Here is a 24,009-nt window from a genome sequence, read left to right as displayed (position 1 = left end):
AAGCCATTCGTTTGGACCAAGTCAGCCGACGCGATCCTGGCCAGTGTCGGACGCTTCTGCACACAGATCTCTAACTCAGACCACTAGCGATCGTTTCGCTGGCGGATCAGACGATCGAACTCCTGGAGTATCAGGGTCCGGACCGACCAAGCGTGCCAGCCCAGCCGTTCGACCCAGGCTTCGCGCATCTGGCCCTTGTGGTCGATGACATCGACGCGCTCTGGTGCGGATCGCCGCCTACGGCTGGAAGGCGCAAGGCACGCCGCAGCCGATCGCGAGCGGTGCGCGGGCTGGAACGCGGGTGATCTACGCTGTTGGTCCTGACGGCGCGACGATCGAGTTCATGCAGCCGCCAGCTACCGCCCAGGATTACTGATCCGGCTGGACAAGGGTCCGCTTCCCACCCCATGTGGTCCTTCGGTAGTGGCGGATAGAAGGTCCGCATGAGGTCAAAAATTCCGTGTACCGGTTGTTCGGCTGTGCGCCATTAGCGGACATGACGTTCATGGCGGAAAGCGGACGTTCGCCGGCAAATCGATGCTGGCGGCTGGACCTCCCGATTTTTGGCCGCACACGATCGAGATCTCACCGAGTGGCGACGAACATGCGGAATTGACCAGGTGTCCCGCCCATGACGGCCTTGAAGGCGCGTGTCATATGCGCCTGGTCGGCGAAGCCCACGGCGGCGGCAATGTCCGCGAGAGGCTCGTTGCGGCGAAGTCGTCCATGCGCCTGGCGGACACGCGCTTGGAATTGATACTGATGGGGCGTCAATCCAGTCGCCTTCCTGAAAGACCTGAGCAGGCGGAATGGCGTCAATCCGACGGCAAGCGCCAACTCTTCCAGCGTCACCTTATCTGACAGATTTTGATCGAGAAACTCTCGGGCAAGAGCGACTGCTCGGGGTTCTTTGTCCCTGATCTGAGGCTCCGCTGATGCCCGTGCATGGCGCTCGATGAGACAAGAAATCAAATCAAAAAATAGAGATTGACGTTCGAGCGCTGAACCATGAATCTCCGATCGGCAATGTAGATCGAGAAGATGCCTTGACAGCTCGGCATCTTCGAATGCGGGTCCCTTGAAATATAATGTCGGACCTTTCCCGATGATCCTGCATTCGTCGGCGACAGCTTGCAATACTTCGGCATGGACGTGAATCGTGCGGCACCTCCATCCCTCATCGGCTGCCGGCCAGCCGCAGTGAAGTTCGTCAGAGTTGATGAGCACGAAGGTGCCGGCCGACGCGATGGCGCCACTGTCGCGCGTACGAAGCTGTACCGCTCCGCCCACGACTGTTCCCAGGCAGAGGTCCTCATGCGCATGCCAGGGATAGGCATGTCGGATGTAGACCCCTTTCAGCATCTCGGCACCACCGAGCTCGGCGGCGTGCCAGACCTTGACCTGATTTCCTGCCATGGCGACGGTATCATACATCCACGAATGAACGTGCTCTTGTAAGATTATCATTAATAGCCATAAATTTGCAAATCGACTGGAACATCGAGGCGAGTGTCAGAGGCAGAGGTGCCCTGTCGACATTCCGCATCCTGCAACAGCCGAGCGTTGAGGAGGGTGGCACTCGCCGGACCGGTCTAGCGCCCGGGAACGCACCCTCTCCGTTTCGACGCAGCCGCGGTGGAGCTCGGCGACAGCGCCATCCAGGGCATCAATTTCAGCCAATACTCCGTGCTTCGACTTGGAAAAGTTCATTGCACACGCGTTCTTGCAGTCGAGGCCAATCTCGCGCACCGCGCTCGCCGGATTAAGAAGCGTCCGGCCTGGGAGGAAGATATGCTGAAGATGGCGCTCACCACTCTCTGGTCTTGTGCCTGGTCGTGCTGCGCTGCGGCCGGCTTGGCTGCGGAGCCGCCGCTGAAGATCGGCGTGCTGACCGACATGTCGGGAGCCTATTCAGCCTTCTCCGGCGAAGGCTCCGTCACAGCGGCGCGTATGGCAGCCGAGGATTTCGGTGGCAGCGTGCTCGGCCGCAGGATCGAGATCCTTGCATCGGATCATCAGAACCGACCCGATGTCGCATCAGCGACGACAAACCGTTGGTTCGACCTCGACGGGGTGCGCGCCGTCATCGATGTCCCGCTCTCCTCTGCTGCCCTCGCGGTGCAGGAGATCGCCCGCAACAAGAAGCGGATTGCCCTCTTCTCGACCGGAATCACCTCCGAGCTCACAGGGACGGCGTGCTCTCCGACCGGATTCCAGTGGACTTACGACAGCTACTCGATGGTGAAGAGCTTGACCGAGAGTGTCGTTCGGAGTGGCGGCGATCGCTGGTTCATCCTCGTCGTCGACAACGCGGCCGGCTACGCCCTCGAACGCGACGCCAAGAGCTTCGTCGCGGCCGCGGGGGGCAAGGTCGTCGGGAGCGTCCGTCATCCGCTGGGATCGAGCGACATGGCCTCGTTCCTGCTGCAGGCCCAAACCGCCGGTGCCAACGTTCTGGCCTTCGCCAATGCAGGGCAGGACGTGCAGAACGCCATCAAGCAGGCGCGGGAATTCGGCATGACTGGGCTGCGCTTCGCTCCCTTGGTCCTGTTCAACACCGAGGTTCGCGCCCTCGGCCTCGACGTGGCGCAGGGCCTGGAGTTCGTCACCACGCACGACTGGACCCGCGATGCGGCAACCCGCACCTGGGCCAAGCGCTTCTTCGCGGCCAGGCGGGCCATGCCGAGCATGGCACAGGCGGGGGTCTATTCCGGCGTGCTGCATTATCTGAAGGCGGTCGCGGAGGCGGGCACCGACGACACGGACCGCGTCGCGGCGACGATGAGGCGGCTTCCGGTGAACGACCTCTTCGTCGTGGACGGCCGCGTCAGGCCGGATGGCGCCATGGTGCACGACATGTATCTGGCCCGCGTGAAGACCCCTGTCCGGTCCTCCGGCCCGTGGGACGATTACGAAATCGTCCGGACGGTTCCCGGCGACCTGGCCTTTCGCCCGCTCGGCGAGGGTGGTTGCCCGCTGACCAAGGATGGCCACTGACGATTGCGTTGGCGCCGGCCCGCGCCGGCCGGGAGCGCTCAGTCCAGGCCGACGGACCGTGATCGATAGATACCTGGCCCGAGGACCTCCTCGCTGCTCGGCGCGGGGACGTGCGCCATACCGACCAAATACTGGTATGGAGTGATGCCGAATGCCCTCTTGAAGTGTTTGCTGAGGGCGCTCTGGTCGTAGAAGCCAACTGCCACCGCGACTTCGGCCATCGGCTCTCCCCGGCGCATCATGCGGGCTGCGTTCCAGAGGCGCAGCTGAGTGAGGTAGCTGTGCGGCGAGATGCCCATCACGCGGTTGAAGCTGCGGATGAGCTGGAACGGACTGCGCTCCACGGAGGCGGAGAGTTCGTCGAGCGAGAGATTCTCGGCGAAGCGAGCGTGCATCGCATCGACCACGCGCCGGACGAGGGCAGCATCGGCCCTCGCCGCTATTCCGTGCGAGGCAGCGACGCCGGCGTGACGGGCGAAGAGAAGTTCGAACGCCTCGTAGAGTCGACCGTCCCGTTCGAACCGGTCGGAAGGTCGGTCGAAGGTCGCGTGCAGCGTGCGAAAGCGCGAGACGAGCTCCGCGTCGCGCAGCATATGGTCCGTGAATTCGGGAACATGCCGGTGGCCGAACACGCCGGCCAGCTCGACCATGCGTCGCGTGGCAACGTAGAGACCGCGATAGGCCCAGCGTCCGCTGCTTCCCATGCACGTCGCATGCGGTTGACCCGGCGCAAAGGCGAGGAGCGCGTCGCCACGTGCGTAATCGGTGGTGCCGCGGGCAGAGAACTGGCTGCTCCCGCTCTCGGTCGTGGCGAACACGTACACGCCGTGGGCGTGGTTCGCGTATCCATGGGTCGTGAAGTCGGCCTCGATGAAGCTCAGGGCCGGATAGGCCGGATCGGCCCAGAAGCGCGTGGCATTCCTCACATCGGTTCGCGCCATTTCGTCGGCTCCCTCTCGTCCCCGCACGGGGGCGTGCGCGAGACGAGGGTTAGGCGGCCCTCAGGCGGGCGTATTGAAGAATGTTGCGCTCCGCCTCGCTCTCCGCTGCGGCTTGTCGCGGTCCCTCGCCGAGGCGTCGACCGATGTTGGCGGGGAGCAACGGGGCGCCGCCGGGGCCTCCTCGACGACCTCGATCAGGCCGAGCACCCGCTCCGCGGCCGCGGGCACGCCGCCCATCTCCCGCCTATCGAAGCCCGAGATCGCCCGTATCGTCGATACGGGGTGAGGCGCGGGCTTGCTCCACCCATCGCCTCCCCGCTGCCTCATGCGAAATCCATGATGACGGCGTCGACCGCGAGGCTGTCGCCCTCCTTGGCCTGGATGGTCTGCACCGTGCCGTCGCGCTCGGCCCGCAGCATGTTCTCCATCTTCATCGCCTCGACGACCGCCAGCGGCTCGCCCGCCTTCACCTCCTGGCCGGGGATGACCATGATGCTCTTCACAAGGCCCGGCATCGGGCAGAGCAGCTGCTTGCCCGAGCCGCCGACCTCCTTGACCGGCATCAGAGCGGCCAGCTCCGCCTCGCGCCTGGTGTAGACCCGGGCCTCGGCGGCGGCGCCCGCATGCTGCAGGAACACGCCGTTGAGAAGGGAGCGGACCTGGATGGCCACAGGCTCGCCGTCGATCGTGCCGGTCCAGACCGGCTCGCCCGGGAGCCAGTCGCTCTCGACCATCCACTCGGTCCCATCCGCGAAGGCGACCATGACGCCATCGTTGGTGGTCTCGACCACCGCCTCGAAACGCTGGTCGCCGAGCAGGACCACCCGCTCCTGCTCGAAGCGCAGCAGGTACGGCTCGCGCATCTGGCCCGAGATGCCGCGCTTGCGCTCGTTGAGCAGGTGGTCGATCGCGGCGGCGGCCGCCGCCAGCCGGCGCGCCACCTCCCCCGCGGGCTTCGGCGCCTCGAACCCGTTCGGGAACTCTTCCGCGATGAAGCCGGTCGAGAGCCGGCCCTCCTGCCAGCGCGGATGGTGCATCAGCGCCGAGAGGAACGGGACGTTGTGGCGGATGCCGTCGATCGCGAAGGCGTCGAGCGCCTGGGCCTGCGAGGTGATCGCCTCGTCGCGGGTCGGGGCCCAGGTCACGAGCTTGGCGATCATCGGGTCGTAGTGGATCGCGATCTCGCTCCCCTCCTCGACGCCGGTGTCGTTGCGCACGATCGCCTCGCCGAGCTTGCCTTCCTCCGGCGGCCGGTAGGTAGTGAGCCGGCCGATCGAGGGCAGGAAGTTGCGGGTCGGGTCCTCGGCGTAGACGCGGCTCTCCACCGCCCAGCCGTTCAGCTTCACGTCGTCCTGGGCAATCGGCAGCGTCTCGCCGGCGGCGACCCGGATCATCAGCTCGACGAGGTCGAGGCCGGTGATCATCTCGGTCACCGGGTGCTCGACCTGGAGCCGGGTGTTCATCTCGAGGAAGTAGAACGACTTGTCCTGGCCGGCCACGAACTCGACCGTGCCGGCGGAATCGTAGTTCACCGCCTTGGCGAGAGCCACGGCCTGCTCGCCCATCTTGCGCCGGGTCGCCTCGTCGAGGAGCGGTGAGGGCGCCTCCTCGATGACCTTCTGGTTGCGGCGCTGGATCGAGCACTCGCGCTCGCCCAGATAGACGACGTTGCCGTGCTTGTCGCCGATGACCTGGATCTCGATGTGGCGCGGGTCGGTGATGAACTTTTCCACGAAGACCCGGTCGTCGCCGAAGGACGAGGCGGCCTCCGAGCGGGCGCGGGCAAAGCCCTCCGCCACCTCGCCGGCGGAATACGCGATGCGCATGCCCTTGCCGCCGCCGCCGGCCGAGGCCTTGATCATCACGGGGTAGCCGATCTCGTCGGCGATGGTGACGGCGTGCTCAGGAGACTCGATCACCCCAAGGAAGCCCGGCACGGTCGAGACCTGGGCCGCGGAGGCGGCCTTCTTCGACTCGATCTTGTCGCCCATCGCGGCGATGGCACCCGGATTGGGGCCGATGAACACGATGCCGGCAGCCTCGAGCGCCTTCGGGAAGGCCTCGCGCTCGGAGAGGAAGCCGTAGCCGGGGTGGACGGCCTGCGCGCCAGTCTGCCGGCAGGCTTCCACGATCTTGTCGATGACGAGGTAGGATTGGGCCGCGGCGGCGGGGCCGATATGCACCGCCTCGTCGGCCATGGCGACGTGGAGCGCGTCGCGGTCGGCGTCGGAATAGACCGCCACCGTCTTGATCCCCATCCGGCGCGCCGTCTTGATGATGCGGCAGGCGATCTCGCCGCGGTTGGCAATCAGGATTTTAGAGAACATCACTTCTTGTTCTTCTCGGATTCTGCGCCGTGGGCGCGAGGCCGTCGACGTCGGATCGATGACCGGTCCATCCGTCCTGTCGGACCCGACCCATGGGGCGGGACGTTGCTGGTAGTGACGGTCGATCCTCAAGGGCTTCGACGGCGCAGACGAGCAACCTCAACTCTTCGTCAGGCTCCCGTTGAGCTTCTCCCATGCTCATCTCTCACCTCACAGCGGGATGTTGTCGTGCTTCTTCCAGGGCTGCTCGCTCTCCTTGGTGCGAAGCATCGCAAGCGCCCGGGCGATGCGCCGCCGCGTCGAGTGCGGCATGATCACCTCGTCGATGTAGCCGCGCTCGGCGGCGACGAACGGCGACATGAAGCGCTCCTCGTACTCGGCCGTGCGCGCCGCGATCTTGTCTGGGTCGCCGAGGTCCTGGCGGAAGATGATCTCCACCGCGCCCTTGGCGCCCATCACGGCGATCTGGGCCGTCGGCCAGGCGTAATTCACGTCGCCGCCGACGTGCTTGGAGGCCATCACGTCGTAGGCGCCGCCGAAGGCCTTGCGGGTGATCACCGTGACGAGCGGCACCGTCGCCTGGCTGTAGGCGAAGAGCAGCTTGGCGCCGTGCTTGATCAGCCCGCCATATTCCTGCGCGGTGCCCGGCAGGAAGCCCGGCACGTCGACGAAAGTCACTATCGGGATCGAGAACGCGTCGCAGAAGCGCACGAAGCGGGCAGCCTTGCGGGAGGCATCCGAGTCGAGCACGCCAGCGAGCACCATCGGCTGGTTGGCGACGAAGCCGACCGTGCGGCCCTCGATGCGCCCGAAGCCCGTGATGATGTTGCGGGCGTAAGACCCCTGGATCTCGAAGAAGTCGCACTCGTCGACCACCCGCCGAATCAGCTCGCCCATGTCGTAGGGCTTGTTGGGGTTGTCGGGGATCAGGGTGTCGAGGCTGCGGTCGAGGCGCGACGGATCGTCGAAGCTCTCGATCTTCGGCACGCCGGCCTGGTTGTTGGCCGGCAGGAAGTCCATCAGGCGCCGGATCTGCAGGAGCGCCTCGACGTCGTTCTCGTACGAGCCGTCGGCGATCGACGACTTCACGGTGTGGACCTTGGCGCCGCCGAGTTCTTCCGCCGTCACCACCTCGTTGGTCACGGTCTTCACCACGTCCGGGCCGGTCACGAACATGTAGCTCGTGTCGCGCACCATGAAGATGAAGTCGGTCATCGCCGGCGAGTAGACGTCGCCGCCGGCGCAGGGGCCCATGATGACCGAGATCTGCGGGATCACGCCGGACGCCGTGACGTTGCGCTTGAACACCTCGCCGTAGCCGCCGAGCGCCGCGACGCCCTCCTGGATGCGGGCGCCGCCGGCATCGAACAGGCCGATGATCGGGGCGCGCATCTTGAGCGCCATGTCCTGGACCTTGATGATCTTCTGGGCGTGCGCCTCGGAGAGCGAGCCGCCGAAGACCGTGAAGTCCTTGGAGAACACGAAGACGGTGCGGCCGTTGATGGTGCCCCAGCCGGTGATGACGCCGTCGCCCGGGATCTTCTGCTTCTCCATCCCGAAGTCGTTCGAGCGGTGCTGGACGAACATGTCGAACTCCTCGAACGACCCGGAATCGAGGAGGAGCTCGATGCGCTCGCGCGCCGTGAGCTTGCCGCGCTTGTGCTGCGCCGCCACCCGGCTCTCGCCGCCGCCGACCCGAGCCTGTTCGAGGCGGTACTCCAGGCGTTCGAGAATGTCCTTCATGGATGACGCCTATATATCTATATTGATAATTTGTATCTTGCGCTCTACTTGGATTGCATGCGCAGCGCGCCGTCGAGACGGATGACCTCGCCGTTCAGCATCGGGTTGGCGACGATCGCGAGCACGAGCGCTGCGTATTCCTCCGGTCGGCCGAGGCGCGAGGGAAAAGGAACCGACGCGCCGAGGCCATCCCGCACGTGCCGCGGCAGGCTCTTCATCATAGGAGTCTCGAACAGGCCCGGTGCGATGCTGCAGACCCGGATCCCGGTCGGTGCGAACTCGCGGGCAGCAGGCAGCGTCAGCCCGACCACCCCCGCCTTTGAGGAGGCGTAAGCGGCTTGACCGACCTGCCCCTCGTAGGCCGCGATCGAGGCCGTCGTGACGATGACGCCGCGCTCGCCCCCATCCAGCGGCTCGAGGGCGAGCGCGCCGGCCGCTACCAGCCGCATCAGATTGAACGTGCCGATCAGATTGATGCCGATCACCCGGGCATAGGCCGCTAGGGCGATCGGACCGCCATGACCGACGATGCGTCCGGCATCGGCGATGCCCGCACAGGTGACGAGAATCCTCGCCAGGCCATGCGCCCGAGTGGCCTGGGCGACGGCCGCCTCGGCACTCTCCGCATCCGCGACGTCGCAGGTGACCGCGATCCCGCCGATCTCATCCGCGATCGCTGCCGCGCCCGTCCCGTCGCGGTCGAGAACGGCGACCTTGACGCCCGCATCCGCGAGTGCCCGGCTCGCCGCCGCTCCGAGCCCCGACGCCCCCCCGGTGACGATCGCCGCCAATCCCTCGGTCCTCATGCCTCGCCTCCCGATCAGATCGTTTCAAGGGCGAGCGCCGTGGCCTCGCCGCCGCCGATGCACAGCGAGGCCACGCCGCGCCTAAGCCCACGCCTCCTCAGGGCAGACAGCAGGGTGACGATGATCCGGGCGCCCGACGCGCCGATTGGATGACCCAGTGCGCAGGCACCCCCGTGGACGTTGACCTTGTCGTGCGGTAGGTCGAGGTCGTGCATCGCGGCCATCGCGACCACCGCGAAGGCTTCGTTGATCTCGTAGAGATCGACACCGTCTTTCTCCCAGCCTACGGCGTCGAGCAGCTTGGTAATCGCGTGGATCGGAGCCGTGGGAAATCGCGCAGGTGTCGCGGCGTGACTTGCGTGGCCCCGTATGATGGCCAACGGAGCCCGGCCGTGCCTCTCTGCCTGTGTGAGCCGCGTCAGGACGAGAGCCGCTGCCCCGTCCGAGATGGAGGACGCGTTCGCGGCCGTGATCGTCCCGTCGGGCCGGAAGGCAGGCTTGAGCGACGCGATTCTTTCGGGCCTGACCCGCCCCGGGCCTTCGTCCTCCCGAATCGTGCCGCCCCCGATCTCGATGGGCACGATCTCGTCGTCGAACGCGCTGGTTTCCTGCGCAGCCTTGGCGCGCAAGAAAGAAGTCAAAGCGTAATCGTCCTGGGCGGACCGGGTGAATCGATAGTGCCGCGCAGTGTCCTCGGCGAAACTCCCCATCAATCTGCCTTTGTCGTAAGCATCCTCAAGGCCGTCCAGGAACAGGTGGTCGTGGAGATGGCCGTGCCCCAGGCGCTGACCTGTTCTTGCCTTGTCGAGGAGGTAGGGTGCGTTCGACATTGACTCCATGCCGCCGGCAACGACGACCGCGGCACTCCCGGCGCGCAGCAGGTCGTGCCCGAGCATGACCGCCTTCATGCCCGAGCCGCAGAGCTTGTTGAGGGTCGCGCACGGGGTCGCCTCGAGCGCGGCCTGCCGCGCCGGCGCTTGGCCGACCCCGGCGGCCAGGACGCACCCCATGATCACCTCCGAGACCCCGTCGCTCCCGAAGCCGGATCGCGCCACGGCGGCCCGGATCGCCGCCGCCCCGAGCGTCGGTGCGGATCGGCCGCTCAGCGCGCCGCTGAAGCTGCCGATCGGGGTTCGTGCGGCGGCGGCGATGACCACGGGATCGAAGGGCAAAATGCAACTCCCAAGATATGCCAGGCAGATCTCGCGACGGAGGCCGTCGATCTCGCGAGAAAAATCTGCGACGAGCCAACATCCAGGCGGACGACGTGCTGACCGGCAAGCGTCGGTTCGCCGAGACCGACGTTCGCTTGCCGGTCAGGCCGCGGCGGGAAGCGCGGCGACCGCGCTGCGGCGGGCATGTCGGGCCGCCTCGAGCCGCCCCAGGGCGAGCCGGTCGGCGACGGCGCTCGTCGCAACCCCGTCCGCGATCGCGTGCTCGAAGATCTCGCCGAGCGTGTCGGCGATGCCGTGGACACGCCGCAGCAACTCGCCGCGCTCGTAGCCGGGGCCTTCGAGGGCCGTGCTGATGACGCCACCGGCGTTGATGACGTAATCCGGCGCGTAGAGGATCCCTCGCTCGGCGAGGCGTGCGCCGTCCTGCGCGGTCGCCAGCTGGTTGTTCGCGCCCCCGGCGACGACCGCAGCACCCAGCGCCCGGATCGTCCCGGCGTCGAGCACGGCCCCGAGGGCGCAGGGTGCGAACACGTCCGCTCGCGCGCCGTGCACCTCCTCGGGCCTCGCGATCGCGGCACCGAAGCGGTCCGCGGCCTCGCGGGCGCGTGCCGGATCGACGTCGGCGACGACCAGTCTCGCGCCCACGTCGTGCAACAGGCCGCAGAGGCGCGATCCGACCGCGCCCAGCCCCTGGACGGCGACGGTGAGCCCGGTGAGCGTCTCGGCCCCGAGACGGTGGAGGACCGCCTTCCTGATCCCGACGAAGACGCCGAGCGCGGTCATCGGCGAAGGGTCCCCGGGACCGTTCTCTGGGATGCCCCGGACGTGCGGGGTGACTTTGCGCATGAGCTGGATGTCCGCGACCGTCGATCCGACATCCTCGCCCGTGATGTACCGTCCGCCGAGCCCGTTCACGCGCTCGGCGAAAGCCAGGAGCAGCGCGGGCGTCTTGTCCTCGGGCCGCTCGAGGAGGATCACCGACTTGCCCCCACCGTGCGGCAGGCCGGCCATGATGTTCTTGAACGTCATGCCGCGCGAGAGCCTCAGCGCGTCGGTGAGCGCGGCCGCCGTGGACGGATAGGCGGCGATCCGGCAGCCCCCCATGGCCGGTCCGGCACTCGAATCGTGGATCGCGATGATGGCGCGCAGCCCCGAACCGGCGTCGCGGCATTGGATCACCATCTCATGTCCGTCGAGGTCGAGAGGATCGGCGTTCATGCCAGCTCTTGCTCCTGCGTCTGATGCAGCGATCCTGCGCGATCTCCGGTTGGACGACTTGGTCGAAATTGCGAGACCGAGGCGAAGACTGCACTTCGATCCGCCGGACGAACGCTCTCGGCTCTGCCGTGTGGGCCGGGACCGGACACGGGCTCTCGCGGCGACCGCCGCGTCGACACCGATCGTCCGCGGACCTGGCTGCGCGCCGCACCAATCGACCTCGATCACGCCCGTCGCAGCGCAGGCGGGTTCGACGATCGGGCGCGTGGCGGGCGTCGGCACGTGCGCCCGGGCGCGCGGCTGCGCGAAAGTGCCTTGGCCCTGGCCTCGCCGGGTCGGAACCGATCGCCGCGGCGGGCCGAGCACGCTGCCACGCGCCTCGCGCGCCGAGGGACGGCGCGCAGGCGTCAGGCGAGGTGTCGCGCGATCAGCATCCTCTGGATGTCGGACGTGCCCTCGTAGATCTGGCAAACCCGGACGTCGCGATAGATGCGCTCCAGAGGGAAATCGGCGAGGTACCCGTACCCGCCGAGCGTCTGGAGCGCCGCGGAGCAGATCTGCTCCGCGGTCTCGGAGGCGAACAGCTTCGCCATCGACGCCTCGGCGAGGCAGGGCTGCTCGTTGCTCTTCAGCCGTGCCGCGTGCAGCATGAGCTGGCGCGCGGCCTCGAGCTTCGTTCTGGCATCCGCCAACCGGTGCGAGACCGCCTGATGCTCGAAGATCGGCCGCCCAAACGCGACGCGCGTCCGCGCGTACTCGACAGCGTAGGCGAGCGCCGCCTGCGCCATGCCGACGCTCTGAGCCGCGATGCCGATGCGGCCGGTCTCGAGGCTCGACAGCGCGATCCGATAGCCGTCGCCCTCTTTCCCGAGGCGGTTCTCCACCGGCACCTCGAGGCCGTCGAACGCGAGCGAGGCAGTGTCGGACGCGGCTTGGCCCAGCTTGTCCTCGACGCGGACCACCGTGAAGCCCGGCGCGTCGGTCGGCACCGCGAAGGCGCTGATGCCGCGCTTGCCGGCGGCGGGATCGGTCACCGCGAACACGATGGCGAGCTTGCCGATCCGGCCGCTGGTGATGAACTGCTTGGCCCCGTCGATGCGGTAGCCGTTGGCGGTGCGCACGGCACGGGTGCGGATCGCGGAGGCGTCCGAACCGGCCTGTGCCTCGGTCAGGGCGAAGGCACCGATGCCCTCGCCGCGCGCCATGGGCGCGAGCAGGCGGCGGCGCTGCTCGTCGGTGCCGAAGCGCTCCAGGATGGCGCAGACCGGCGAGTTGTGAACGCTGACCAGGGTCGAGACGGCGCCGTCGCCTGCCGCGATCTCGCAGAGAACCAGCGCGTAGGCCACGTAATCGGCCCCCGTCCCACCCCATTCGGGCGCGACGGTGACGCCGAGGAAGCCGGCCTCGGCCAGCGCGGCGATCAACTCGGGCTCGACGCGGCCGGCTTTCTCCCGCGCCGCCGCCCGAGGCGTCAGGTGCGTGCGCGCGAACTGCGATGCGGCCTGCCGCATCATCTCCTGTTCTTCGGTGATCATGATCTCCATCCGTCGCGATTGTCAGGCGGCCGCCGACCGCGCGGGCGGCACGGGCGCCAGGAGGGCGTCACGCAGGCGCTCCCGCGTGGCGACCGCCTTGCGGGCGCTCTCCTCCTTCACGGGCCCGTAGCCGCGGATGGTCTGAGGCAGCGCCAGCAGTTCGGCCGCGGCATCGACCCGGTCGGCCGATAGCCGCCGGAGCACGAGGTCGACGTCCTCCTCGTACGCACCGATCAACGCGCGCTCGATCCTGCGGTCGCCCTGGTAGCCGAAGGGGTCGAACACCGTGCCGCGCAGGTGCCGGCCGTGCCGAAGCAGGCGGAGCAGCGGCTCCATGTACCAGCCTGCGAGCGCCCGCTTGCGGCGGCGCCCCGTCGCCGGGTCGATGCGGCTGACGAGCGGGGGCGCCATGTGGAAGACGACCCTCGGCGTCCCGTCGAAGGCGCCTCTCACCTCGTCGCCCAGCGTCGCCAGGTGGAGGCGGGCCACCTCGTACTCGTCTTTGTAGGCGAGGAGCTTGTAGTAGGACCGTGCCGCGGCTTCCGCCAGGCGACCGCCCACCCCCGCGCGCGCGTCGGCCGCCCTCACGCGCTCGACGAGATCGGCGTAGCGTTGCGCCAGCCGGCCATCCTGATACGCGGTGAGGTCCCGCAGGCGCGCGGCCTTGAACGTGTCGAAGTCGAAGGCCGCTGGAGTCGTGTCGGCCTGCCGCTCGCGGATCACCCGCTCGATCGCACCCGGATCGTCCGCGGCGATGCGGCCCCACAGGAAGGCGCGGCGGTTCATCGTCACCGCGGCCCCGTTGAGCGCGATCGCCCGGTCGATCGCCGCCTCGCGCAACGGCAGCAAGCCGCGCTGGTAGGCGAAGCCGACGAGGAAGAGATTGGTCGCGATCGCGTCGCCGAAAATCTCGGTCGCGATGCGCGTGGCATCGACGAAGAAGAGGTTGGCCGGGGCGATCGACGCCCGAACCGCGCGCTCGTGCGCGTCGCCCGCGATCGGTCGATCCCCCTGGGTCACGAAGTCCGCCGTCGGCGTGATGTCGCGGTTGACGACCGCCGCGGTGCGCGTGCGGGCGAGGCGGGGCTTCACCGCGGCCGAGGCCGCCACGACGATGTCGCAGCCCAGCATCAGGTCGCAGTCCGCCTCGCCGATCCGCACGGCGCTGATCGGCGCCCCGCGATCGGCGATCTGGACGTGGCTGATCACGGCGCCGTTCTTCTGCGCGACCCCGGTGAAGTCGAGGGTCGAGGCCTCGAGCCCGTCGAGGTGGGCCGCCATCGAGAGGATGCCGCCGATCGTCACCACGCCGGTCCCGCCGATGCCCGTGACCAGCACGCGGAACGGCCGATCCTCGCCGAGTGCCGGGCGGGCCGGGCGGCGCAGGGCCGCGGCCAGCCTCGTCTCGGCCTCGGCGGCGCGGCTCGTGTCGGGCTTGCGCGGCGTGACGCCGGTGACGCTGACGAAGCTCGGGCAGAAGCCCTTCAAGCAGGAATAGTCCTTGTTGCAGGCCGATTGGTTGATCCGCCGCTTGCGCCCGAGCTCGGTATCGAGCGGCTCGACAGAGATGCAGTTGGACTGGACCGAGCAGTCACCGCAGCCCTCGCAGACCGCCGGGTTGATGAGCACGCGCTCGGGCGGGTCGGGATGCTCCTTTCGCTTGCGGCGACGTCGCTTCTCCGCGGCGCAGGTCTGGTCGTACACGATGACCGAGACGCCCTTGCGGGTCCGGAAATCGCGCTGGACCGCGTCGAGGGCGTCGCGATGGTGCAACTCGACCCCGTCCGGCAGGGATGCCGGGCCCCGATGGCGACCGGGATCGTCGGCGACGACCGCGACGTGGCGGACACCTTCCGCCGAGACCTGGGCGACGATGTCGCGGACCGTGAGCTGACCTTCGACCGGCTGCCCGCCCGTCATCGCCACCGCGTCGTTGTAGAGAATCTTGTAGGTGACGGTGGTGCCGGCGGCGACCGCCTGGCGGATCGCGAGCGATCCCGAATGTTGGTAGGTGCCGTCGCCGAGATTGACGAACAGGTGAGGCATGTCCGTGAACGTGGACAGGCCGACCCACTGGATGCCCTCGCCGCCCATCTGGCAGAAGGTCTCGGTGCTGCGGGTTCCGAGCGCCATGATGTGGCAGCCGATCCCGCCCGCCGCGAAGGATCCCGCCGGAACCCTCGTCGAGGTGTTGTGCGGGCAGCCCGAGCAGAAGAACGGCCTGCGGCTCAGCAGGTCCGGCGCGGCCGGGGCGGGGGATGCGGGGGGCGGGCCGGGCGTCCGGGAGCCGAGCTCCACCCCGAAGCGTCCCGCGAACGAGGCAACGATCCCGGCGAGCTGCTCGGGCGACAATTCCAGGGTGGCAGGGATCAGGGGCGCCCCGTAACGATCGCGCTTGCCCTCGATCGCCGGGCGCCGGTCGGCGGGCAGGTTGAACAGCACGTCCTTGATTTGTGCCTCGACCAGCGATCGCTTCTCCTCGATGACGACGAGACCCTGGAGGCCCTCGGCGAAGCGGCGCACGCCCTCGCCTTCGATCGGCCAGGACACGCCGACCTTATAGACGCCGATGCCGAGCGCCCGCAGCCCTTCGAGGGTCAAGCCCAGGCGCGGCAAGGCGGCGAGGAGGTCGAGGTGGGACTTGCCCACCGTGACGATGCCGAGCCGCGCGCGCCCCGGTTCCGGCCTCGCGACGACGCGATCGATCGGGTTGGCGCGCATGAACGCCTGCAACGCCGGCAGCCGCTCCTCGACCACGCGGCGCTCGAGCTCCTGGCGCTGCGCCGGGTGCAGAAGGCGGGGATCGTAGTTGAGGCCGTGGGGCGGCGGCATGAAGTCGGTGGGATCGACGAAGCGTCGGCGCGGCGCGAGCGCGACCGAGCGCCCACTCTCCACCGTCTCGGTGATCGCCTTGAAGGCCGCCCACAGGCCGCTGTAACGGCTCATCGCGTAGCCGTAGAGGCCGAACTCGACGTATTCCGCGACCGATGCCGGATAAAGGACCGGGATCATGGCCGCCTCGAACACCTGGTCGGTCTGGTGCGGGATCATCGACGACTGCGCGCCGTGATCGTCACCGGCGACCGCCAGCACCCCTCCGTAACGCGACGTGCCGAGGGTATTGGCATTGCGGAAGACGTCGCCGGTGCGATCGACGCCGGGGCCCTTGCCGTACCAGAGGCCGAAGACGCCCTGCACCCGCTGGCCCGGAAAGGCCGCGATCTGCTGGGCTCCCCACAGCATCGTCGCGCCGAGATCCTCGTTCAGCCCCGGCTCGAAGCGGATGTCGTGATTTGCCAGCAGTGCCTTCTGCCGCCACAGTTCCTGGTCGACGCCGCCGAGCGGCGAACCGCGATACCCTGAGACCAGCCCGGCCGTGCGGATGCCCTGCTCGAGGTCGGCGCGCCTCTGATCGACGAGGATGCGCACCAGCGCCTGCGTCCCGGTCAGGAAGATGCGGCCGCCCTCGCGCTCGTAGCGGTCGAGGAGCGTGTAATCCGCATCGAACAGGGGGACGTCGTGGTCGCGGCCGGCGACGGAGCGTTCGGCGATTATGTGGTCTGGCATGGCAAGGTCGGTCTCAGCATCAATCCGCGGCATCGAAGAGCTTGCCCGGGTTGAGGATGTTTCCGGGATCGAGGGCGCGCTTGATCAACCGCATGGCACGGACGGCCGGCACGCCGTGCTCGGCAGCGAGATACTTCGCCTTGCCCTGGCCGATGCCATGCTCGCCGCTGCATGTGCCGCCCGCCGCGAGGCTGCGCGCGATGAGGTCGCGTAGGAACGTGTCCACGGCTGCCCGCTCGCGCGCGTCCTGCCCGTCCACCAGCAGGAGGACGTGAAAATTACCGTCGCCGACATGGCCGAGGATCGTGCCGACGAGCCTTGCCGCCTCCAGAGCGCGCCGTGTCTCGGCGACGCACTCGGCCAGCCTCGAGATCGGCACGCACACATCCGTCGAGTAGGAGCTCGCACCCGGCCGCAATGCCTTTGCGGCCCAGTAGGCGTCGTGCCGGGCCTGCCACAGCCGCGTCCGCTCCTCCGCCATCGTCGACCAGTGAAAGTCGCCGCCGCCACAATCGCCGGCGATGGCGGCGAATTTCTCGGACTGCTCCGCCACCCCGCCTTCGCTGCCATGAAATTCCAGGAACAGCATCGGCGCCTCTGGCAGCCCGAGATTTGAGTAAACGTTGCAGGCTTTGACCTGCGCTGCATCAAGCAATTCAATCCTGGCTACGGGAATGCCCAACTGGATGGTCATGATGACAGCGTTGCAGGCCGCCTCGACGTCCGGAAAGGGGCAATAGCCACCGGAGATCGCTTCTGGGATGCCGTGAAGGCGCAACGTGAGCTCGGTGATGATGCCGAGCGTGCCCTCGGAGCCCACGAGCAGGCGAGTGAGGTCGTAGCCCGACGCCGACTTGCGGGCGCGCCGAGCGCTGGTCAGCACCTCGCCGTCGGCCATCACCGCCTTCACCGCGACGACGGCCTCGCGCATCGTGCCGTAGCGGACGGCGTTGGTGCCGGACGCCCGCGTCGCCGCCATGCCACCGAGCGAGGCATCGGCGCCGGGATCGATGGGAAAGAACAATCCCTTGTCGCGCAGGTGCTCGTTCAGTGCCTTGCGGGTGACTCCCGGCTGAACGACGCAATCCATGTCCTCTTCGTTGACCGCCAGGATCGCCTGCATCCGGCTGAAATCGATCGAGACGCCGCCAGCCGGGGCGTTGACCTGTCCCTCGACGGATGTCCCGGTTCCGAACGGGATGATGGGGAGGCGATGCCGCGCGCATTGCCGGACGATCTCCTGCACCTCCGGCGTCGAATCCGGGAAGACCACCGCCTCGGGAGGTTCATTGGCGAGCCACGTCACGGTGTGGCCGTGCTGCTCGCGCAATGCGGCCGACCGGCTGAACCGCTCGCCGAAACGCGCCGCGAGCGCCGCCAGCCCGCATTCGCGCAGTGCGCCGTCCTCCCCCTGCATGGCAACGGATCGATGAACCATCCGAGGCTCCGCCCTCGCGTTGTAAGAACTGCTTTGCGCAAACGGACGCCAGGGAGGGAAGAACCTATAGGCGGAAATTGCGGGCTCGGACCGGAAGCAGCGCTTTGCATGCGAACCGCACTGGACGCACGGCACGTCCATCGATTGAGACTTGGGGCCATGGCGATGAGGTCACCTCCGTCGACGCGTGTCGTGCACGAACGCGAGAAGTGGATGGTGCGCGACCAAGGGAGCGAGCACGGCATGACCTCAAGGGGCGCAGCTCGTATGTCAGGCCTCGACCATATGTCCTGCCATTCCGTCCGCGTCGTACATCCACGAATGATACCCTCGCGCCTTCACATCGACGCGTCGACGCGAAGGCGACCGGCGCGTCAGCGCCGGCGCCCATTCGGGCTTGCCTGGCACCTTCGAACGCGTCCATTCGAAGGTGCGGCGGTATGAGTCAGCTCTTTTGAAAGCCTACATCCCGCAGCGCCCCTCCGAGTCGCAAGATTGTACAAGAGGCGGGCAGCGTCATCGCCTAGAAAGGTCATCTCTCGTGAAGGGTGATGACCATGATCCGAAATGACGGCGAAGTAGATGCATACGATCTAGCCGCAATCCGTTTGGTTTATTGATGCGGCTCGAGCTTCAATACCACCGTCTGTGACATGGGTATCAGCACCGCTATAGAAGCGTGGGCAAATTACTTATCGCTGATGACGATGATGTAATCAGCCCTGCTCGGGCACGATCGACCTTTGATCAATCGAGCTTCGTTGATGAATTCGATTTGATAGCGTGACGGCGGACGAAATTCTGAACCCAGCCAGTATGCCCGCGAATCCGCCACCTCAAATATCTCATTGTCTCTACTCTCACTGGCGCAAGTCGGCCGCAACCTAGATGGCAAATCGATATGAACATGCTCCTGTTCCTAATCACCAGTCTGCTTTGGGGCTGTGGTGCGCTGGCCACGACGATGCAGACTGGCGTCACGCCAGCCGCCTGGTCGGTTTCGTTGCGGATGTCATTAGCCGGCCTTGTGCTGCTTGCATATGGCAAGGTGTGGTCGGCTTGAACATGCGCGGTATCGAACAGGCTCTTGCAATGGCGATGCGGATTATGATCCTGAAACCACGGTCGTGCCGCCGGCGCAGTTCCACTGTCTCGGCGGCGCACGTCTAGCACCGGTTTTCGGCGGCCGTACCCAGCCCAGGTGCCTTCAGCCGATCAGGCGACAATCGTTGGGAGAGGGTCGTTGAGCTTGTCGAATGCACTCGCACGTGGTGTTTCGTTGATCGGTGGAGCCGCGTCCAGGCTGCGGCGATTTCGCGATGGCAGCTACGAACCTGCCTGGGGCAGTGCGCCCACCATTCCGACCGCGAAGCCGCAGGGCCGGATCATGACGCTGAAGATGCCCTCAGCACGCGGGTGGTCACCGGGGCAGCTTCCGGTCGCTGCCCCCGGCCTGAAGGTCAATGCCTTCGCCACCGGGTTGGACCACCCCCGCTGGCTTCATGTGCTGCCGAACGGGGATGTGCTGGTCGCAGAATCATCCGGCGAGCCGCGCAAGGTCATGCGGCACCTGTTCGATCACGCCATGACCGCGACCATGAAGCGCGCTCGCGCCGCAGGGGTGAGTGCAAACCGCATCACGCTGCTGCGCGACACGGATGGTGACGGTGTGGCGGAGACGTGCGAGCCGTTCCTCGCGGGCCTCAGCCAGCCGTTCGGCATGGCCCTCGTGGAGGACAAGTTCTACGTCGGCAACACCGACGGCATCGTCGTGTTTCCCTACGCCGAGGGCACCACCAGGATCGCCGGGCCGGGCCGCAAGCTGGTCGATTTCAAGCCGGGCGGCCATTGGACACGCAGCCTGCTGGCCAGCGCGGACAGGACGAAGCTGTATGCCGGCGTCGGCTCGCTGAGCAACATCGCCGACGATGGCATGGCGGTCGAAGAGGGCCGCGCGGCCGTCTACGAACTCGATCTCGCCAGCGGCACGAGCCGCATCTTCGCCTCGGGTTTGCGCAATCCTGTCGGCCTCGCCTGGGAACCGAGCACGAACGTGTTGTGGACGGTGGTCAACGAGCGCGACGGGTTGGGCGATGAGACGCCGCCGGATTATCTCACGTCCGTGCAGGATGGTGGCTTCTACGGCTGGCCGTACTCGTATTGGGGGCAGACAGTGGATGACCGTGTGCCGCAGGACGCTGCCGCCGTCGCCCGCGCGATCACACCGGACTATGCTCTGGGCGGCCATACCGCATCACTGGGTCTTTGCTGGGTACCGGCAGGAACGCTGCCTGGCTTCCCGGATGGTATGGCAATCGGGCAGCACGGCTCTTGGAACCGCAGCACATTGAGCGGTTACAAGTTGGTCTTCGTGCCGTTCGAGAAAGGCCGTCCTTCCGGCCCGGCTCGCGACATCCTGTCCGGCTTCCTGGCACCGGACGAGAGTGTCTCTTATGGTAGGCCAGTTGGCGTCGCGCTTGGCCCCGATCGGTCGCTACTGATGGCTGACGACGTCGGCAACGTGGTCTGGCGTGTGACCGGGGCCTGACTCCGGCCTCAAGGCTGCAAGGCGTTGACCCTGGCCCGGTCGTTTGACGCTGGGCTGCCGGCGTCTTCGACGCTCCGAACGGTATCCACGCCGCCTCTCCGGATCTTCCCCACCATCGTATACGGGACGCGATTGAAACCAGCCATGCTGGATCCGCCAACAAAAACCGCAACCGACCCGCTGCGGTCCCCGAGAGGGTCCGCTTCCAGGCTGTTGACGCGGCAGAGGTCGACGACTGCGTTGGGTGGGTTTCCGCTGCTCCGCCTTCGGTCGGCAGCACACAATAGCGGACATCGCGCCGCGCCTGCTTCCTACTGTCGACCGAAGACCAAGGGATAATCAACCGCGGCCTCGGCGGTTATTGCCAACAGCTTCCATCTGCCGGGGCACACCATGTCGGGTAGGGCGACTCGGGTGCGCCCGCAGTCTGATTAGTGTGTCCGCGAGCTAGGGTCCGGTGCCAACGCGAGAGCCTGCGCGACGTGGCGAAGCTTGTCGGGATTGCGGGTGATGTAGATCGCGGTGATCCGGCCATCCTCAATGGCGAGCGCAGTGGTTTGGAGAACGTCGCCGCGTTCGCGACTGATATAACCGGGCAAGCCGTCGATCCAGACGGGTTCGAGCATCTGCGCCCAGCCTCGACCCCATTTGCGCCGCACACCCTCGAACATGCGCAGGAGGCGGTCCAATCCGGTAATGGGGTTGATGAAGGCTAAAACCTTGCCGCCGCCATCGGAGCGCAGCACCGCGTTTTCGGCGAGAAGAGTACGCAGCGCTGCGGTATCGCCGCTGGTGGATGCCGCGAAGAAGGCCTGTGCGATCCGCTCGCCCTCTTCGCGCTCTACGGGGAAGCGTGGACGCGCAGCCTCCACGTTCCGCCGTGCCCGGACGGCGAGTTGGCGCACGGCCGCCGCCTCCCGATCGAGCGCATCCGCCACCTCGCTGAGCGGCACGCCGAAAACGTCGTGGAGGAGAAATGCCGCCCTCTCGAGCGGCGACAGGCGCTCCAGCGCCATCATCAGCGTCAGCGTCAGGTCATCTTTGTCCAGCCCATCCTCCTCGTTCTCGACGAGCGGCTCGGGCAGCCAAGCGCCGACGTAGGTCTCCCGGCGGGCGCGGGCCGACTTCATCTCGTCGAGGCAGAGGCGCGTAACGATGCGCGCGAGGAACGGATAGGGAGCAGAGACCTTCGTCTGGTCCACCGCCACCCAGCGCAGCCAGGCATTCTGCACGACATCCTCCGCTTCGCTGCGCGAGCCAAGCATGCGGTAGGCGATGCGCAATAGCCGCGTGCGATGGGACTCGAAGATCGCCGTGGCGATTTCGGCCTGCGACATGGACCGTTCCTCGTAAACGAAGCCGGTTGAGCGAATGTGGATGACCATCGGGTATCCTTGCCGCCTTGAACAGCTGAGTTCCCGCGCCGCCGCCGCTGCTAGTGCCGGTCCGGCGTCGTCAACACCCGGTCGGCCGAGTCCACGACGAAGACGGCGAGGAGCTTGGAGGGCTCGACGTCGCTGGCATTAGCGCTGACACCGTGGTGATCACCGGGCATTTCGACAAAGCTTTCGCCGACGCGGAAGACCTTCTCCGGGCCGTCGTTGATCCGGCTGCGCACCGCGCCCTCGATCACAGTTGCCGTGATGAAGGCAGATGCGGCGTGGGTGTGGGACGGTGAGGATCCGCCCGAACCGTACTCGACGAGGACGCCGCGCAGGCTCTTGCCGGGCACCGAAGGTAGTGGATGGTCGAAGATCGTTGTGACGCGGACCTCGCCCCTCGCAACATCGGCCGCCATCGCAGGAACGGCGGAGACGGCAACGAGGGCGCCCAGCAGAAATGCTCTGAACATGGAAGGGGTCTTTCTTCGTGGATGGGGAGAAGCGCAGCGGTTCAGGCAGCAGCGAGCCAGTTCTCGAACCGCGTCGGCCCGAGCCGCGCCGCTTCCGCATGCTCGGGGACAAGCGACCCCTTATCGAGCGCGGCGCCGAAGTAGCGCGCCGCCCTGTCGGCTAGGACCTCCCGACGGTCGCCGGTGGATGCGATCGAGTGGGCGATGAAGTCGCGGAACGGCAGGCGGTCCGGCCCGGCGATCTCGATCGTCACGTTGCGCGCGGGAGCAAGCGCGACATCGGCGAGCGCTGCGGCTACATCGGCGGCGGCGATCGGCTGGAAGTCGGCATCGGGAACAACGATGCGGTCGCCTGCGACGGACGCCTGGGCAATCGTCGCGACGAACTCGAAGAATTGCGTCGCCCGGACGATGGTGCAGGGAAGGCCAGAAGCCGCGATCAATCGCTCCTGCGCGACCTTCGCGAGGAAGTATCCGTTCCCCTCCAGGCGGTCCGTGCCGACGATGGATAGGGCGACGTGATGTTTCACACCTGCCTCGCGCTCCGCGGCGAGGAGGTTGCGGCCAGAGCGCTCGAAGAAGTCGAGCACCGCCGCGTCCTCGAAGGACGGAGAGTTCGACACGTCAATGACGACGTCGGCTCCGGCAAGAACCCTGGCCAAGCCTTCGCCCGTCAGCGCATTCACCCCGCTGCTCGGCGAGGCCGCAATGGCCTCATGTCCTTGTCGCGACAGTTCGGCCGTCAGATGCCTGCCGATGAGGCCGCTTCCGCCAATCACCACGATCCTCATGGTACCCGTCTCCTTGATCGAGAACGGACAGGGCGGCTCCTTGCCGCTTTCAGGCGTCCGTCGAACAAATGACGAGGCGGGATGGGCCCGATGTGACATGCCCCGGAAAAAAGTCATCGACATGGGACGTGGAACTGCCGCCGAGGATCGATTGATATCCGCGGGAACGGGACGGCGCTGGCACCGCCCCTGACAGAGCGCAGAACCGACTAAATTTTCGCCTGGACCGGGAGGCGGAAGGGTGCGCCGAGGCGGTTGAACGCGTTCATTGCCGCGATGGTGATTGTGAGGTCCACTAGATCCTTGGGCGCGAAGGCTGCGCTTGCGGCCGCATAGGCCTCATCGGAAGCGTGCGTCTCGCTGACCAGCGTGACTTCCTCCGCCCACGCGAGCGCGGCGCGGTATTGGTCAGGAAACAGGTGGGGCACCTCGGCCCAGATCGGAACCAGGGCGACCTTCTCGAACGGCATCGTTTTAAGGAGATCCCGGGTGTGCAAGTCGATGCAGTGCGCGCAGCCGTTGATCTGCGATACTCGCAGGAATACGAGATGGACCAGTTCATGGGGTAGATCAGTGCCAGTGGTGATGTAATGGTGAATGCCATAGAGCGCTTTAGCCCCCTGCGGGGCCACTTCGTTCCAGACCAGTCGCTTGATCTCGCTCATGTCTCATCCTTGTGCTCGGAGCGTCGGAGATCGACGTTCGAAGCTATGACGAACCGACCTGCACGGTTGTGACATGCGACGCGCATTCTCTCACAAAGCGGATCATCTTCCAGCCGAGAGTATCTACATCCGCTTCCAAGCGGGCCGAGCAGGTTGATTGACGACCGACATGGATCGAAAGCGAAACGTCCGCTCTCGAGCAGAGGGGTAGGATCCGCTTCCCAGCCCATGCGGCCGTTCAGAGGTGGCGGTTCGAGTGTCCGCTTAAGTGTCTCTCACAAAACTCCCGATCACCGTCGTCTCTCGCTTTGGCGGCGTCAGCGCAGCGGGAGTTTTATGAGGTGCACTAAGCTCGACTTTGGCCATTTTTGGCGATGTGTCGGGATCGGTCTGGATGGGGTGACGA

General features: G+C 66.8%; 17 protein-coding genes. 3 read left to right on the top strand and 14 right to left on the bottom strand.

Annotation, left to right across the window (positions count from 1 at the left end):
* The first annotated feature begins 223 nt into the window (after window positions 1-223).
* Window positions 224-376, top strand: a complete 153-nt coding sequence (locus MFF64_RS34455) for a hypothetical protein (protein WP_238193608.1) — start codon at window positions 224-226, stop codon at window positions 374-376.
* 209 nt (window positions 377-585) lie between these two features.
* Here MFF64_RS34455 and MFF64_RS34450 read toward each other — a convergent pair whose 3' ends face one another.
* Entirely contained in the window at window positions 586-1,434 is an 849-nt protein-coding gene (locus tag MFF64_RS34450; RefSeq protein ID WP_238193607.1) for a helix-turn-helix transcriptional regulator, read from the bottom strand.
* A 201-nt stretch (window positions 1,435-1,635) separates the two neighbouring features.
* On the opposite strand from MFF64_RS34450, the gene MFF64_RS34445 reads away from it, so the two are divergent.
* Window positions 1,636-2,997, top strand: a complete 1,362-nt coding sequence (locus MFF64_RS34445; protein ID WP_238193606.1) for an ABC transporter substrate-binding protein — start codon at window positions 1,636-1,638, stop codon at window positions 2,995-2,997.
* A gap of 38 nt (window positions 2,998-3,035) precedes the next feature.
* Here the strand turns inward: MFF64_RS34445 and MFF64_RS34440 are convergent, their stop codons facing one another.
* The 9 genes from MFF64_RS34440 to MFF64_RS34400 all read right to left on the bottom strand — a co-directional run bounded on the left by MFF64_RS34440 (window position 3,036) and on the right by MFF64_RS34400 (window position 17,726).
* Window positions 3,036-3,938, bottom strand: coding sequence for a helix-turn-helix domain-containing protein (locus MFF64_RS34440; protein ID WP_238193605.1), 903 nt, complete (start codon window positions 3,936-3,938; stop codon window positions 3,036-3,038).
* 323 nt (window positions 3,939-4,261) lie between these two features.
* Window positions 4,262-6,265, bottom strand: coding sequence for an acetyl-CoA carboxylase biotin carboxylase subunit (locus MFF64_RS34435; protein ID WP_238193612.1), 2,004 nt, complete (start codon window positions 6,263-6,265; stop codon window positions 4,262-4,264).
* Window positions 6,266-6,475: 210 nt separating this feature from the next.
* Window positions 6,476-8,008 (bottom strand): acyl-CoA carboxylase subunit beta, encoded by a 1,533-nt coding sequence (locus tag MFF64_RS34430; protein ID WP_238193604.1) that lies wholly within the window; start codon window positions 8,006-8,008, stop codon window positions 6,476-6,478.
* 44 nt (window positions 8,009-8,052) lie between these two features.
* Window positions 8,053-8,814, bottom strand: a complete 762-nt coding sequence (locus MFF64_RS34425) for an SDR family NAD(P)-dependent oxidoreductase (RefSeq protein WP_238193603.1) — start codon at window positions 8,812-8,814, stop codon at window positions 8,053-8,055.
* Between the two features lie 14 nt (window positions 8,815-8,828).
* Window positions 8,829-9,986 carry an acetyl-CoA C-acyltransferase gene (locus MFF64_RS34420; protein ID WP_438823122.1) on the bottom strand — a complete coding sequence of 386 codons (1,158 nt, stop codon included), beginning with the start codon at window positions 9,984-9,986 and terminating at the stop codon, window positions 8,829-8,831.
* Between the two features lie 144 nt (window positions 9,987-10,130).
* Window positions 10,131-11,207, bottom strand: coding sequence for a Glu/Leu/Phe/Val dehydrogenase family protein (locus tag MFF64_RS34415; RefSeq protein ID WP_238193602.1), 1,077 nt, complete (start codon window positions 11,205-11,207; stop codon window positions 10,131-10,133).
* 407 nt (window positions 11,208-11,614) lie between these two features.
* Window positions 11,615-12,745: an acyl-CoA dehydrogenase family protein gene (locus MFF64_RS34410; RefSeq protein ID WP_238193610.1), complete on the bottom strand. Its 1,131-nt coding sequence runs from the start codon at window positions 12,743-12,745 to the stop codon at window positions 11,615-11,617.
* A gap of 18 nt (window positions 12,746-12,763) precedes the next feature.
* Window positions 12,764-16,309, bottom strand: a complete 3,546-nt coding sequence (locus MFF64_RS34405) for an indolepyruvate ferredoxin oxidoreductase family protein (protein WP_238193601.1) — start codon at window positions 16,307-16,309, stop codon at window positions 12,764-12,766.
* A gap of 19 nt (window positions 16,310-16,328) precedes the next feature.
* Window positions 16,329-17,726: an FAD-binding oxidoreductase gene (locus tag MFF64_RS34400; RefSeq protein WP_238193600.1), complete on the bottom strand. Its 1,398-nt coding sequence runs from the start codon at window positions 17,724-17,726 to the stop codon at window positions 16,329-16,331.
* Between the two features lie 1,264 nt (window positions 17,727-18,990).
* On the opposite strand from MFF64_RS34400, the gene MFF64_RS34395 reads away from it, so the two are divergent.
* Complete coding sequence (locus tag MFF64_RS34395; protein ID WP_099904095.1) at window positions 18,991-20,295, top strand: PQQ-dependent sugar dehydrogenase; 1,305 nt, start codon at window positions 18,991-18,993, stop codon at window positions 20,293-20,295.
* Between the two features lie 431 nt (window positions 20,296-20,726).
* Here MFF64_RS34395 and MFF64_RS34390 read toward each other — a convergent pair whose 3' ends face one another.
* The 4 genes from MFF64_RS34390 to MFF64_RS34375 form a co-directional block, all read right to left on the bottom strand.
* Window positions 20,727-21,632 (bottom strand): sigma-70 family RNA polymerase sigma factor, encoded by a 906-nt coding sequence (locus MFF64_RS34390; protein ID WP_238193609.1) that lies wholly within the window; start codon window positions 21,630-21,632, stop codon window positions 20,727-20,729.
* A 98-nt stretch (window positions 21,633-21,730) separates the two neighbouring features.
* Window positions 21,731-22,147 carry a cupin domain-containing protein gene (locus MFF64_RS34385; protein WP_238193599.1) on the bottom strand — a complete coding sequence of 139 codons (417 nt, stop codon included), beginning with the start codon at window positions 22,145-22,147 and terminating at the stop codon, window positions 21,731-21,733.
* A 41-nt stretch (window positions 22,148-22,188) separates the two neighbouring features.
* Window positions 22,189-22,938 carry an SDR family oxidoreductase gene (locus MFF64_RS34380; protein ID WP_238193598.1) on the bottom strand — a complete coding sequence of 250 codons (750 nt, stop codon included), beginning with the start codon at window positions 22,936-22,938 and terminating at the stop codon, window positions 22,189-22,191.
* 209 nt (window positions 22,939-23,147) lie between these two features.
* Entirely contained in the window at window positions 23,148-23,603 is a 456-nt protein-coding gene (locus MFF64_RS34375) for a carboxymuconolactone decarboxylase family protein (RefSeq protein ID WP_238193597.1), read from the bottom strand.
* Window positions 23,604-24,009 lie beyond the last annotated feature (406 nt).

Origin of the sequence: Methylobacterium frigidaeris (assembly GCF_022179185.1) — a bacterium.
Lineage (GTDB): Bacteria > Pseudomonadota > Alphaproteobacteria > Rhizobiales > Beijerinckiaceae > Methylobacterium > Methylobacterium frigidaeris.
Note: the sequence above shows the minus strand (reverse complement) of the source record. Positions and strands in the feature narration are given on the sequence as shown.

Coding starts and splice junctions, on each gene's coding strand:
- MFF64_RS34450 (WP_238193607.1), bottom strand. CDS start 1,434: ATGTATGATACCGTCGCCATGGCAGGAAATCAGGTCAAGGTCTGGCAC.
- MFF64_RS34440 (WP_238193605.1), bottom strand. CDS start 3,938: ATGGCGCGAACCGATGTGAGGAATGCCACGCGCTTCTGGGCCGATCCG.
- MFF64_RS34435 (WP_238193612.1), bottom strand. CDS start 6,265: ATGTTCTCTAAAATCCTGATTGCCAACCGCGGCGAGATCGCCTGCCGC.
- MFF64_RS34430 (WP_238193604.1), bottom strand. CDS start 8,008: ATGAAGGACATTCTCGAACGCCTGGAGTACCGCCTCGAACAGGCTCGG.
- MFF64_RS34425 (WP_238193603.1), bottom strand. CDS start 8,814: ATGAGGACCGAGGGATTGGCGGCGATCGTCACCGGGGGGGCGTCGGGG.
- MFF64_RS34415 (WP_238193602.1), bottom strand. CDS start 11,207: ATGAACGCCGATCCTCTCGACCTCGACGGACATGAGATGGTGATCCAA.
- MFF64_RS34405 (WP_238193601.1), bottom strand. CDS start 16,309: ATGCCAGACCACATAATCGCCGAACGCTCCGTCGCCGGCCGCGACCAC.
- MFF64_RS34400 (WP_238193600.1), bottom strand. CDS start 17,726: ATGCAGGGGGAGGACGGCGCACTGCGCGAATGCGGGCTGGCGGCGCTC.
- MFF64_RS34390 (WP_238193609.1), bottom strand. CDS start 21,632: ATGTCGCAGGCCGAAATCGCCACGGCGATCTTCGAGTCCCATCGCACG.
- MFF64_RS34385 (WP_238193599.1), bottom strand. CDS start 22,147: ATGTTCAGAGCATTTCTGCTGGGCGCCCTCGTTGCCGTCTCCGCCGTT.
- MFF64_RS34380 (WP_238193598.1), bottom strand. CDS start 22,938: ATGAGGATCGTGGTGATTGGCGGAAGCGGCCTCATCGGCAGGCATCTG.
- MFF64_RS34375 (WP_238193597.1), bottom strand. CDS start 23,603: ATGAGCGAGATCAAGCGACTGGTCTGGAACGAAGTGGCCCCGCAGGGG.